Source organism: Leuconostoc sp. DB-1 (assembly GCF_013414845.1).
Lineage (GTDB): Bacteria > Bacillota > Bacilli > Lactobacillales > Lactobacillaceae > Leuconostoc > Leuconostoc mesenteroides.
On the sequence record NZ_JABFNJ010000001.1, the window covers coordinates 619683 to 633470 of the forward strand.

Here is a 13788-nt window from a genome sequence, read left to right on the forward strand (position 1 = left end):
GACATCTTTATGAGTACTTTACGGTAAGAATATGAAGTGAGGGAAAATTTCATGAGAGACAAAAGAATAATATGCGATCGTAAAAAATTGTATAAATCTGGGAAACTGTTAGTGACAGCCGGTATTTTTTCTGCTGTGATATTTGGCGTTTCCACAACTAACGTAAGCGCTGATAGCACTAACAACACTGGTGTTACGGTGTCACAAGCAACAGATAAAGTAGCGGACACAACAGCTGCAACGGATAAAGCAGCGGACACAACAGCTACAACAGATAAAGCAGCCGATACAGCGGCTACAACGGATAAAGTAACCGACACAGCAGCTGCAACGGATAAAGCAGCGGACACAGTAGCTGCAACGGACAAAGTAGCGGACACGACGGCTGCAACGGATCAAGTAGCGGACGCAACGGCTGCAACGAATAAAGTAGCGGACACAACAGCTACAACAGATAAAGTGGCCGACACAACAGCCACAACGTCAGAAAAATCAAAAAGTATTAAACAAATTGATGGTAAAACTTATTTCATTGGTGATGATGGTCAGCCTAAGAAGAATTTTACAGCCATTGTTGACGGTCAAGTATTATATTTCGACAAAGATACTGGTGCTTTGACATCAAATAGTAGTCAATATACCGATGGTTTAGTCAATATAGGAAATGAGCATAATGCGGCTTATTCATTGTCTTCGGATAGTTTTACACAAGTTGATGGCTATCTAACGGCTAACAGTTGGTACCGACCTAAAGATATATTAAAAAATGGTACAACTTGGACGGCTGCAACAGCAAACGATTTTCGACCATTGTTAATGTCTTGGTGGCCAGATAAAGATACCCAAGTTTCATACTTAAAATATATGCAATCTGCGGGATTATTATCAGATGACGTTGCATTATCAAACAATGATAGTATGAACAGTTTGACGGATACGGCTATGACTGTTCAAAAAAACATTGAAGAAAAAATTGGCTTATTGGGCAGTACTGACTGGCTTAAGGCCGATATGAACCAAATGGTTGATTCACAATCGAATTGGAACATTAGTAGTGAGTCTAAAGGAACAGATCATTTGCAAGGTGGTGCGCTCCTATACGTTAATAGTGATTTAACACCAAATGCCAATTCTGATTATCGTTTATTAAATCGAACGCCAACTAACCAAAAAGGTCAAATTACAACAAATGGTAATCAAGGTGGCTATGAGATGCTGTTGGCCAACGATGTTGATAATTCTAACCCAATTGTTCAAGCTGAACAATTGAATTGGTTATATTACATGATGAATATCGGTAGCATCGCCCAAAATGATCCAACAGCAAATTTTGACGGTTACAGAGTTGATGCTGTTGATAACGTGAATGCTGACTTGTTGCAAATTGCTGGAGATTATTTTAAAGCAGCATATGGAACAAATCAAAGTGACGCTAATGCAAACAATCACATTTCCATCTTAGAAGACTGGGACAATAATGATCCAGCGTATGTAAAAGCACAGGGGAACAACCAATTAACCATGGATTTTCCAATGCATTTGGCATTGAAGTATTCATTGAATATGCCAAGTAGTGCTCGTAGCGGTTTGGAACCAGCAATTTCAACAAGCCTAGTAAATCGTGCAGCAGACGCCACAGAAAATGAAGCCCAACCGAACTATTCATTTATTCGTGCACATGATAGTGAAGTACAAACGGTTATTGCTCAAATTATTAAAGATAAAATTAATCCTAGTTCCGATGGATTGACTGTCTCAACAGATGAAATTGCCAAAGCATTCGAAATATATAATGCTGACGAATTAAAGGCTGATAAAGAGTATACCGCATATAATATATCCTCATCATATGCATTGATGTTAACTAACAAAGATACAATTCCTCGTGTGTATTATGGTGATTTGTTTACGGATGATGGACAATATATGTCTGCAAAATCACCATATTATGATGCGCTTACTTCATTGCTTCAATCGCGAGTAAAATATGTTTCAGGTGGTCAATCTATGAATATGACTTACCTTCATAATAATCAAGGCCTTTTGACGTCAGTCCGCTATGGAAAAAACGCCATGACAGCTACCGACACTGGTACAAGTGAAACGCGCACACAAGGTATTGGATTAATTGTCGGCAACAAAACTGATTTAAACCTGAATAATGATGAGCAAATTGTGCTTAACATGGGGGCCGCACACAAAAATCAAGCTTACCGTGCATTAATGTTAAGTACTAAAGATGGCTTGAAAATTTATAATAGTGATGACGAGGCACCGGTATCGTATACAGATGACCAAGGCCGTTTGATTTTTAAATCTGATGTGGTTTATGGTGTGAGTGATGCTCAGGTTTCTGGTTATTTAGCAGCTTGGGTGCCAGTTGGTGCAAATGATAGCCAAGATGCTAGAACAGAAAGTAGTACAACAGCGTCAACAGATGGTAATACCTATCATTCAAATAGTGCCTTGGATTCTCAAGTTATATATGAAGGCTTTTCAAACTTCCAAGCCATGCCAACACAGGCCGATGAGTATACCAATATCAAGATTGCCGAAAATGCACAATTATTCAAGAGTCTTGGGATAACAAGCTTTGAATTGGCACCTCAATATCGTTCAAGTACGGATAACAGTTTCTTAGATTCAGTTATTCAAAATGGCTATGCCTTCACGGATCGCTACGACATTGGTTATAACACGCCTACAAAGTACGGTACAGTTGACCAACTACTAGATGCTTTAAGAGCATTGCATGCCCAAGGCATTCAGGCTATCAATGATTGGGTCCCAGACCAAATTTATAATTTGCCTGGCGAAGAAATAGTGACAGCCAGTCGAACAAACGGTTCGGGAAAGGTGAATGAAAGTTCAGTTATTAATAATACGCTATATGATTCTCGTACTGTTGGTGGCGGAGAGTATCAAGCAATATATGGAGGTGCTTTCTTAGATAAGTTAAAACAAGATTATCCTGAGTTATTTGAAACAAAACAAATTTCAACAGGTGAAGCAATGAACCCTGATGTCAAAATCACAGAATGGTCAGCTAAGTATTTTAATGGCTCAAACATTCAAGGACGTGGTGCATGGTATGTTCTCAAGGATTGGTCAACAAATCAATACTTTAATGTTTCAAGTGGTAGTGAATTTTTACCTAAGCAACTGTTAGGCGAAAAAACAAGTACAGGGTTTACCAACGTGGACAATGGCAAGACTGAGTTTTATTCTACGAGTGGCTACCAAGCAAAGAATACATTTATTCAAGATAATGACAATTGGTATTATTTTGATAATGATGGCTATATGGTTGTTGGCGGTCAAGAAATTAATGGTAAAAAATATTATTTCCTACCAAATGGTGTAGAGTTACAAGATGCTTATTTGTCTGATGGGACTAGTGAGTATTACTACAGTAGTGATGGTCGTCAAATTTCTAATCAATATTATCAAGGATCAGACAACAATTGGCGTTATTTCTTTGCAGATGGTCATATGGCTGTAGGGTTAGCAACAATTACTACAGAAAATGGTACAACAAATCAACAATATTTCGATGCAAATGGTGTGCAACTTAAGGGCGTAGCTATAAAGGATATTGATGGCAATGTGCACTATTTTGATGGTAAGACAGGAAACATGGTTATAAATTCCTGGGGTAAAATAAGCGATGGTTCATGGTTATACTTAAATGATAGCGGTGTAGCGGTCACAGGACCGCAAAATATTAACGGTCAAAATCTATATTTCAACGAAGATGGTATTCAAGTAAAGGGTGAAGCCATTACTGATAATAGTGGAAACATACATTATTATGATCGCAGCACAGGAAATATGGTTGTGAACTCATGGGGTGAAACGAATAATGGTTCATGGCTATACTTGAACGACAAGGGTGATGCCGTTACAGGAGAACAAGTTATTGACGGTCAAAAACTATATTTCAGTAGTAATGGAATCCAACTTAAAAATACATTCAAGAAGCTATCCGATGGTTCATGGCTATATTTGAACGATAAAGGTCTTCCAGTGACAGGAGCACAGGTCATTGATGGACAAAACTTGTATTTCGACCAAGATGGGAAGCAAGTCAAAGGTGACGTTGCTACAGATGGACAAGGTAACACTCATTATTATGACGGCAACACAGGAAATATGGTTACTAATTCATGGGCAGAGGTAGCGGACGGTTCATGGATGTATCTAGATAATGATGGCAATCCTTTAACAGGACAGCAAAAGATTGATGGCCAGTCACTCTACTTTAATGATGCTGGTAAGCAAATCAAAAACGCATTGGTTAAACTAGATGATGGGTCAACAATTTACCTCAATGATAAAGGTGTTTCATCAACCGGTATTCAAAGAATTGATGATAAGATATATTATTTTGATCCTGATGGTAAACAAGTAGTATGTCGTTTTGAAGAATTACCAGATGGTTCATGGATGTATCTAGATGATGACGGTGTTGCTGCTACGGGCGCTCAAAAAATTAATGGCCAGGAATTATATTTCGACAATAACGGGAAACAAGTCAAAAATGACAAAGTAATTAATGACGATGGAACAATAAACTATTACACAGGTATGAGCGGTGAAAAACTAAAAAATGATTTTGGTGAATTACCAGACGGTTCATGGATGTACTTGGATAATCAAGGTAATGCTGTAATAGGTACCCAAAAAATTAATGGCCAGAATCTTTACTTCAAGACAGACGGACGACAGGTTAAGGGTGAAGCAAATGTTGATTCATCGGGTGAAATGCACTTCTATGATCCTGATTCTGGCGAGCTAATTACAAATAGATTTGAACAAGTTGCTAGTGGTGTATGGGCTTACTTTGATGCCAACGGTGTTGCTGTAACTGGTGAGCAACGCATTGGTAAGCAAAATTTATTTTTTGATCCAACTGGTTATCAAGTTAAAGGCGACAAACGAACAATTGACGGAGTTCTCTATACCTTTGATAAAGAAAGTGGTGAGAGAAAGGGTTTAGATTCTATATCGGTATTACCCACCAATGGACAATACACAACCGATAAGGCCCAAAATTGGTATTACCAAGTCGATGGTGAAAATGTAAAAGGGCTATATACAAATAATGATGGTCAATTACGTTACTTCGATTTGACAACTGGCGTGCAGACTAAAGGTAATTTTGTGACAATTGGCAATGATACCTACTATTTCACCAAGGAACAAGGGGATGGACAGATAGTTTCTGAGGTTGTGTCAGGACACTATGGTACTGTCCAGTTGAGTGACAATTCGTCTGCATGGGTTTATCGCGGTGCAAATGATCAAATTTTGAAAGGCCTACAGAATATAAACGGTCGTCTGCAATATTTTGATCTAACCACCGGTGCGCAATTAAAAGGCGGTGCTGCAAACTATGATGGCAACCTTTATTATTTTGAATCATCAGATGGTAACCTAGTCAGTAAAATTCAGCAATCTTATTCTACTGGGAATTATGTGACCGATGGTGATAAAGTAACATATGTTGATGAGCAAAACAACCAAGTCACGGGATTAGCGTTGATTGATGATCAACTACAATACTTCAATCCAAGTGACGGTAGTCAAGTCAAGAATGAGCAGGTTATCGTTGATGGCGTCACATACTACTTTGATAAAAATGGTAATGGGCAATACTTGTTTACAAATACTGCAACGATGTCTACTAATGAATTTGCCAAACATAGTGCTGCTTATAGCAATGATAGTTCTAGCTTCAAGAATACGATAGATGGTTTCTTGACGGCCGATGCCTGGTATCGCCCTAAAGATATCTTGGAAAACGGACAAACGTGGGTAGTTTCTTCAACAAATGACGTGCGACCACTGATAACAGTTTGGTGGCCAAATAAAGATGTTCAAGTTAATTATTTAAATTTTATGAAGCAAAATGGTTTGCTAGATACAAGTAGTCAATTTAATCTACAATCTGATCAATATGACTTGAATGTCGCCGCGCAAAAAGTTCAAGTGGCTATTGAAAAACGCATTTCGAAAGAAAAGAGTACAGATTGGTTGAAAGATCTTTTGTTTGAAGCTCATGAAGATACGCCTTCATTTGTGAAACAACAATTTATTTGGAATAAAGATTCTGAATATCAAGGTCAAGGGGATGCGTGGTTCCAAGGTGGTTATCTGAAATATGGTAATAGTGAATTAACCCCAACAACGAACTCAGATTATCGTGAATCCGGTAATACATTAGACTTCTTGCTTGCTAATGATGTCGACAATTCTAACCCAGCGGTTCAAGCTGAAAATTTGAATTGGTTACATTATTTAATGAACTTTGGCACGATTACAGCTAATGATGATGATGCCAATTTTGACAGTATTCGTATTGATGCCGTTGACTTTATTGATAATGATGCCATTCAGAGAGCCTACGATTACATGCGCGATGCTTATAAAGTTGATGCAAGTGAAGACAACGCTAATAAGCATATTTCACTAGTGGAAGCTGGATTAGATGCTGGTACCTCTACAATTAAGAGTGATGCTTTAGTTGAATCTAACTTTAGAGAGGCAGCTACACTATCGCTAGCAAATCAATCAGGGGAAAATAGTTCCTTGACTAATATGTTGCAAGACATTGATGGTGGCCAGATTATAGCTGATCACGCCAACAATGCAACAGAAAATGAAGCAACGCCAAATTATTCAATTATTCATGCGCATGATAAGGGGATTCAAGAAAAGGTTGGTGCAGCAATTACCGACGTTACTGGTGCAGACTGGACGAATTTCACCGATGACCAATTAAAAGAAGGATTAGCAGCTTATTATCAAGATCAACGTTCAACGAATAAAAAGTATAACATCTATAACTTACCTAGTATCTATGCTTTGATGTTGACCAATAAGGACACAGTTCCTCGTGTTTATTACGGTGATATGTATCAAGATGATGGCCAGTATATGGAAAAGCAAAGTATTTATTATGATGCCATTGTTTCCTTGATGAACACTAGAAAGAGTTATGTGAGTGGTGGGCAAACTATGGATGTAGATGAACATGGTTTGTTGAAGAGTGTTCGTTTTGGTAAAGACGCAATGACAGCTAGTGACCTTGGTACGAATGAAACACGCACTGAAGGTGTTGGTGTGCTGGTCGGTAATGATTCTTCACTAAAACTAAATGATTCAGATACAGTTACTTTAGAGATGGGGGCGGCTCATAAAAACCAAGAGTACCGAGCTGCATTGTTGACAACTAGTGATGGTATTGTTACGTATGATGCTGATAATGATGCACCAACAATCTGGACAGATGGCCGTGGTACATTGACGTTCTCAAATAAGGAGATTGCTGGTCAAGATTATACTAGTGTGCAAGGATTCGCTAATTCACAAGTATCAGGTTACTTAGCAGTTTGGGTGCCCGTAGGAGCTAGTGACGATCAAGATGCCCGAACAGCAGCATTAACAGATGCAAATCTTGATGACAAAGTGCTGCATTCTAATGCTGCATTAGATTCGAACTTGATTTACGAAGGCTTTTCTAACTTTCAACCTAAAGCAACCACCAATGATGAACTGACTAACGTAGTAATTGCTAAAAATGCTAATTTATTTGAAAAGTGGGGAATCACAAGTTTTGAGATGGCACCACAATATCGTTCAAGTGGGGACCACACGTTCTTAGATTCAACGATTGATAATGGTTATGCATTTACTGACCGATACGATTTGGGATTTGAAACACCAACTAAGTACGGTACTGATAAGGATTTGCGTACTGCAATTAAAGCATTGCACCAATCAAATATGCAGGTTATGGCTGATGTAGTTGATAACCAAGTTTATAATTTATCTGGACAGGAGGTCGTATCAGCTTCACGTGCTGGTGTTTACGGCAATGATGTGTCAACTGGATTTGGGACACAACTCTATGCGGTTAATAGTGTTGGTGGTGGTAAATATCAAGCCCAATACGGTGGTGAATATTTGAATGAATTGAAGCAACAATACCCAGATTTGTTCGAAGCTAAGACGTATGACTATTGGGTTAAAAATTATTCAAATGACGGATCGGATCCGTATTACACACTGTCGCAAAACACACGAAAAGATATGCCAAGTAGTGAGGTCATTAAACAATGGTCAGCTAAATATATGAATGGTACTAATGTATTAGGAAACGGTATGGGATATGTTTTGAAAGATTGGAATACAGGTGAGTACTTCAAAATTGGAGAAAAGAATGCTGATTTTATAACAAATTAATCAATAAGGTTTTCTTATATTGTTGAGAAAGGAAGTGTGATTTTTAAATCATCACGCTTCCTTTTTTTTCATTTATTTTCATCTGATATTAACAAATTACATTGTCAAGTATCTAGGCAAAATTTTTGTAACCGCTCTCTACTAATGATATAGTAGGCATAACAAACAAAGTGTTTGTTAAACAATATACACGTTATTAGTGCGTGTCAAGATTGTGCTGAGTATTGTATGAAAAAGGGAGGAATTATATGACAAACATAAATGGAGAATATGCAAAGCAGAATTTTCCAAAACAGAGTCAACCTGAACCAGGATTACAAAGCAAGATGTCACCAACACCAGATGATGGTGCAGCAAGTTACGTTGGGCATGACCGCCTGAAACATAAGAAAGCACTGATAACCGGTGGTGACTCAGGAATCGGCAGGTCTGTGGCGATAGCGTATGCGCATGAAGGTGCTGATATTGTGTTAAATTATCTTCCTGAAGAAGAACCAGATGCACAAGAAGTTAAGGGCATTATTGAATCATTGGGTCGTAAAATCAAGCTAGTTCCAGGTGATTTAAAGAATGAAGCATTCAGCCAAAAGTTGATTGATGGAGCAGTTTCATTTTTTGGTGATTTAAGTATTTTGACGTTAGTAGCTGGCAAACAACAAGCGGAAGTTGATATAGCTAATTTGTCGACACAACAAATAACCGACACTTATGCAACAAATGTTTTTAGTCTCATTTGGCTTGTTAAAGCGGCTTTACCACATATGCAACCTGGCAGCAGTATCATAACAACGAATTCTATTCAGGCAGAGCAACCATCGTCATTTCTCGTGGATTATGCAGGTACAAAAGCTGCTATCAAGAATATGACGATGAGTTTGGCTAAACAATTGGCTAATCGAGGGATTCGCGTGAATAGTGTGGCACCTGGTCCCATTTGGACACCTTTGCAGATTGTTGGTGGACAGTTACCGGAGAACATTCCAACATTTGGCCAATCGACACCCATCGGTAGAGCTGGTCAACCGGCAGAATTAGCAGGCGCTTATGTTTTCCTAGCTTCAAATGAATCTAGCTATGTAACAGGTGAGTCAATCAATGTTACTGGTGGCTTAAAGTAAATCATGAGCTCCTTTGAATTTCGTAGATACTAATCAGAAATGTGGTTGGATCAACGAAGAAAGTGGAGAAAAGATGGATAAAAAGAATAAAAAATTTGGCTTTTGGGATAAACTGTCGATGCTTTTGGCGTTGTCTCAATTATTGTTCAGTTTCTATTATTTTGTCAGAAATTGGAAGAAAACAAAAGAAGATTAACAAATTTTCATTTTAGGTATAAAGGAGGAAAACTATGTTAAAAACTGTACTTAAGGTATTGTTGGCATCTACATTAATTCTAGGCGGTATAGCGGTTGGAGGGACCATATTTGCAGCTAAAGGCATCGACAAAGCTGGGGACCGTTTGGAAGAGGAAATCCATAATTAAATCATTGAACAGATAATAACGATAGCAACTTATTGATGAGGAGCTGTTGTTTTTTAATCTTTTAAAAATAACTCATAATTTCATTGTTTTGTAAAGGGGGTAAGCGTTATTTTTGTAAACGCTTTCCGATAGTGTTATATTTAGGCTAGTGAATTGGATATCATAATTCATAGAGAAGAGAATGGAGGAAAGATTATGATTTGGTCATTAATTGTAGGTGCCATTATTGGTGCCATTGCAGGTGCTATCACAAATCGTGGTGAGTCAATGGGGTGGATTAGCAATATTATTGCTGGTCTAATCGGATCGGCTATTGGCCAGGCTTTGTTGGGTCAATGGGGACCTAGCTTGGCGGGAATGGCAATCATTCCTTCGATAATTGGTGCTGTGATTCTTGTACTAGTCGTGTCAATGGTGCTTGGTATGAGAGCAAAACAGTAGCATAAGGTAATAGAGAGGTATGATATGAAGAAAAGTCAAAAAATTGTTCTGAGTATTTTCAGCCTCGGATATTTGGTTGGGCTTTGTTTGTTGATATGGCCAAAAATAATTGATGAAGTTTTCAAATTTTTAGCAGAGTTTAATATACATTTAGACTTTAAGAGTGATCTTTTCATTTATTACTATGGTCTTGTACTGCTGGCACTGACCGTGCTTGTGTTTTTACTCATATTGATATGGCCTGTAGAATTACCAGATATTCCTTTGAAGCAAACCAAAGAAGGACGGCTTGCGTTGAGTAATCATGGTATCAACCAGTTTATTCAGACAAAGCTCTCAGGTGAAGATTTATCAAATATTAAAGTGAGATTGAAAAATACTCGTCGTCAACGAAAATTTTATATTGTTGCTGATTCAGTTTATAAACAGGCGACAGTCGAAGAATTACCTCGTATTTCATACGATTTAACGAAAAGCTTGAATGATTTACTCGCTGGCATAAATCGAATTCCCATTAAAGTTGATATTAAAGTAAATCAGAAATCAAACTCAAAGCGTAAAGTCACACGTGTGATTTAAAAAGGAGTGCGGATATAATGAAAGACAAAAAATCAATTAATATTTGGGTTGGTGGTCTTGCGGGTTTCATTCTGTCAACTCTATTGGTAACTGTAGGATTTTGGAAGACGATTTTGATTATAGTTGTCACCTTACTAGCAGGTTGGATTGGCTACTTGCTCGAAGCGTATAATGTCGATTTGTCAATTGTCTCTAAAATATTTACACGTAAAAATTAATTATTTAGATATAGAAAGGATTTAATTATGTCTACAGAAACAAAAACTACACAAAATACTGCAACAGAGAATCGTCAACCTAAAGGTGAATTAACATTTGATGACAAAGTGATTCAAAAAGTAGTGGGCTATGCAATTGAAAACGTGACAGGATTGCTAGGTGTTGACGGTGGTTTTGTCGCAAACATTAAAAATAAAATTGTGAATACGGATAACCCCACTGATGGCATTGGTGTCGAGGTCGGAAAAGAACAAGTTGCGGTAGATTTAGATATTATCATGGAATATGGACACAACGCACATGATATTTATAAGCAACTAACAGAAGTAATCACAAAACAGGTGCGAGAAACAACAAGTTTGACGCTAGTTGAGTTAAATGTTGAAGTAGTTGATATTCAAACACAAAAAGAATTTGACGCATCACAAACAAGCTTACAGGATCGCGTAACAGACGCTGGTAGCACAATCAAAGAAAAAACTTCAGATGGCGTTGATGCCGTGAAAAAAACAACTTCTCAAGCAGTGAACGATGACGATAATCGTGTCAAGTAAACGTACAAGCGGTTTGAAGTTGCAGTAGCAAGTCTCAGCACAGCGGTCTAAACGTTGTGCTTTTTATATTAGAACTAGGTTGATGTAAGCTATGAAGCGAATAAAAATTCAAAAATTTTTGCATAAACACGGGAATGTTTTCTTGCTTGCCTTGACTAGTGGTACCTTAGTAGCTTTGCTAACTTCTTTGACTGCGTCTTGGGAATACATTCTCCTAACAGGATGGGACTGCGCTATAGTCGTACTTTTTTGTTTAGTAATTTACTCTTTTTATCCGATGGATCAAGGCCGGCACACGAAGAAAGTAATTCTCAAAGAAGGTATTCGATATCCACTGATTGATGCGTTTGTTGTCTTTTCAAGTGCAGTGAGTGTGTTTATTGTGATTTTGTTATTAACTATCAGCAAAGGCAGTCGCCTGGAAATTGTATTTTGTATTTTTAGTGTTTTTTCTTCTTGGAATTTGATTCAATTATTGTACGCTATTCACTACACGGAAATTTATTACCAAAATAATGGTGGTGTGTCATTTAATGCAAAGGGTCTTCCTAATTTCTGGGATTTTTTGTATTTAGCCTATACTATTGGTATGACTTACCAAGTTTCGGATACAAATTTTTCTACAACCCGTTTTCGAAAAGTTGCATTAGGGCACTCACTCATTTCTTTTGCCTTTAGTACACTCCTCATTGCCACTATGATTAATTTTATAGCCAGTTTGATTAGTAGTCACTAAGCCCTTTTTAGAATCAAACGTGATAAAAGTGCAAGCTAAATATTTGCGGAAAAAATATGACAGTGGTAATCTGGACTTAGGTTCTGATAGAGAACCAGAAGGAGAGATATCATTATGGGATTAATTTGGACACTTATCGTAGGTGCAGTTATCGGTGCTATTGCAGGAGCAATTACAAGCCGCGGTGCAGCTATGGGATGGATTAGTAACATCATTGCTGGTTTAATTGGTTCTTGGTTAGGTGAAAGCCTTCTTGGATCATGGGGACCAAGCTTAGCAGGAATGGCACTTATTCCTTCAATTATTGGTGCAGTTGTATTAGTCTTAATCGTATCTTGGATTACTAGTCGCACAAATAAGTAATTTATAAAAACTCACTGCGTAAAACTATAATTAACTGTTTTACACAGAAAGTAGGTATAGGAGAAACTTATCATGACAGAAAACAAAAATAAAGACCAAAATAAAGAAGAGCAGGTTAAGGATCAAAAGGAAAAGATTGATCCTGAGTCAACTGCCGAAAATACTAATCTTTACGAACATGATCCAAAAAACGCTGATTATAAAAAAGCTGATTAAGGATTATATCAGTATTGCTACTAAAGCTTAAATTTGTTAGTTAACAAGTTAGGCTTTTTTATAAACCCTTTTGCAGTAGAATAGGAGACATTTTTAATGAGCTTGAATGAGTTATATGAACTAAATGATGGGCATCAGTTACCAAAAATTGGCTTGGGAACCTTTCAGATTCGAGGTTATCAAGGCGTTGACCAGATTTTAAATGCTATACAAATCGGTTACCGATTGCTTGATACGTCTACAAATTATGACAGTGAAGGTGCGGTTGGAGAAGCTATTCGTCGTTCAGGTATCCCACGCTCGCAATTTTATGTAACAACAAAACTTCCTGGTAAATATCATCATTTCGATGATGCTCTGAAAATCATTGAAGAATCATTGCTTCGTTTAGGATTAGACTACTTGGATCTTTATTTGATTCATTGGCCACTTCCTAAACGAGACAATTATGTGGAGGCTTGGCAAGCATTAATTGAGGCACAAAGGCGTGGACTAGTTCGTTCGATTGGTGTATCCAACTTTGAAAAGAAACATCTGGATAAGATTATTTCAGCAACGGGGGTCACACCGGCTGTTAACCAAAATGAAATTCATCCATATTGGCCGCAGGAATCATTGGTGGCTACTAATCAAGAGTATGGTATCGTAACTGAGGCTTGGAGCCCATTAGGTCGAGGCAGTAGCGAATTAACAGAACCGTTAATTTTAAAACTAGCCGAAAAATATGATAAAAATGCGGGTCAAATTATTTTGAGATGGCATATACAACGCGGTATTTTACCAGTTGCTAAAGCTACCACTCCTCAGCATCAGCGACGTAACTTAGATATCTTTGATTTCACACTGACAGAGACTGAGGTTAGCCAAATATCTGATTTGGAACGTAAAGATGGGCGTGTGGATGACCAAGATCCAAAAGAATACGAAGAATTTGTTTAAGTGATTTATGG

The 13788-nt window shown here is 37.7% G+C and carries 11 protein-coding genes; all 11 read left to right on the top strand.

What is annotated here, in order from left to right; all coding sequences use genetic code 11:
- Nucleotides 1-51: 51 nt before the first annotated feature.
- The 11 genes from HFP47_RS10865 (at nucleotide 52) to HFP47_RS02945 (ending at nucleotide 13777) form a co-directional block, all read left to right on the top strand.
- Nucleotides 52-8247, top strand: coding sequence for a glycoside hydrolase family 70 protein (locus HFP47_RS10865; protein ID WP_179876000.1), 8196 nt, complete (start codon nucleotides 52-54; stop codon nucleotides 8245-8247).
- A gap of 248 nt (nucleotides 8248-8495) precedes the next feature.
- Nucleotides 8496-9365 (top strand): SDR family oxidoreductase, encoded by an 870-nt coding sequence (locus HFP47_RS02905; protein ID WP_179876001.1) that lies wholly within the window; start codon nucleotides 8496-8498, stop codon nucleotides 9363-9365.
- Nucleotides 9366-9595: 230 nt separating this feature from the next.
- Nucleotides 9596-9730 carry a hypothetical protein gene (locus tag HFP47_RS10555; protein ID WP_002827664.1) on the top strand — a complete coding sequence of 45 codons (135 nt, stop codon included), beginning with the start codon at nucleotides 9596-9598 and terminating at the stop codon, nucleotides 9728-9730.
- A 195-nt stretch (nucleotides 9731-9925) separates the two neighbouring features.
- Nucleotides 9926-10171 (top strand): GlsB/YeaQ/YmgE family stress response membrane protein, encoded by a 246-nt coding sequence (locus tag HFP47_RS02910; RefSeq protein ID WP_011679630.1) that lies wholly within the window; start codon nucleotides 9926-9928, stop codon nucleotides 10169-10171.
- A 24-nt stretch (nucleotides 10172-10195) separates the two neighbouring features.
- Nucleotides 10196-10750 (top strand): alkaline shock response membrane anchor protein AmaP, encoded by a 555-nt coding sequence (gene amaP / locus HFP47_RS02915; protein ID WP_004909522.1) that lies wholly within the window; start codon nucleotides 10196-10198, stop codon nucleotides 10748-10750.
- 17 nt (nucleotides 10751-10767) lie between these two features.
- The gene (locus tag HFP47_RS02920) at nucleotides 10768-10968 is read left to right on the top strand and encodes a DUF2273 domain-containing protein (protein WP_002827661.1); all 201 of its coding nucleotides are present in this window, start codon (nucleotides 10768-10770) and stop codon (nucleotides 10966-10968) included.
- A gap of 27 nt (nucleotides 10969-10995) precedes the next feature.
- Nucleotides 10996-11523 carry an Asp23/Gls24 family envelope stress response protein gene (locus HFP47_RS02925; protein ID WP_179876002.1) on the top strand — a complete coding sequence of 176 codons (528 nt, stop codon included), beginning with the start codon at nucleotides 10996-10998 and terminating at the stop codon, nucleotides 11521-11523.
- Between the two features lie 91 nt (nucleotides 11524-11614).
- Nucleotides 11615-12259 carry a DUF1345 domain-containing protein gene (locus HFP47_RS02930; protein WP_084014595.1) on the top strand — a complete coding sequence of 215 codons (645 nt, stop codon included), beginning with the start codon at nucleotides 11615-11617 and terminating at the stop codon, nucleotides 12257-12259.
- Nucleotides 12260-12373: 114 nt separating this feature from the next.
- Entirely contained in the window at nucleotides 12374-12622 is a 249-nt protein-coding gene (locus HFP47_RS02935; protein ID WP_010280269.1) for a GlsB/YeaQ/YmgE family stress response membrane protein, read from the top strand.
- A 72-nt stretch (nucleotides 12623-12694) separates the two neighbouring features.
- A complete protein-coding gene (locus tag HFP47_RS02940; protein WP_004909504.1) occupies nucleotides 12695-12838 on the top strand; it encodes a hypothetical protein in 144 nt (47 codons plus the stop codon).
- Nucleotides 12839-12934: 96 nt separating this feature from the next.
- The gene (locus tag HFP47_RS02945; protein WP_179876003.1) at nucleotides 12935-13777 is read left to right on the top strand and encodes an aldo/keto reductase; all 843 of its coding nucleotides are present in this window, start codon (nucleotides 12935-12937) and stop codon (nucleotides 13775-13777) included.
- The last annotated feature ends 11 nt before the right edge of the window (nucleotides 13778-13788 follow it).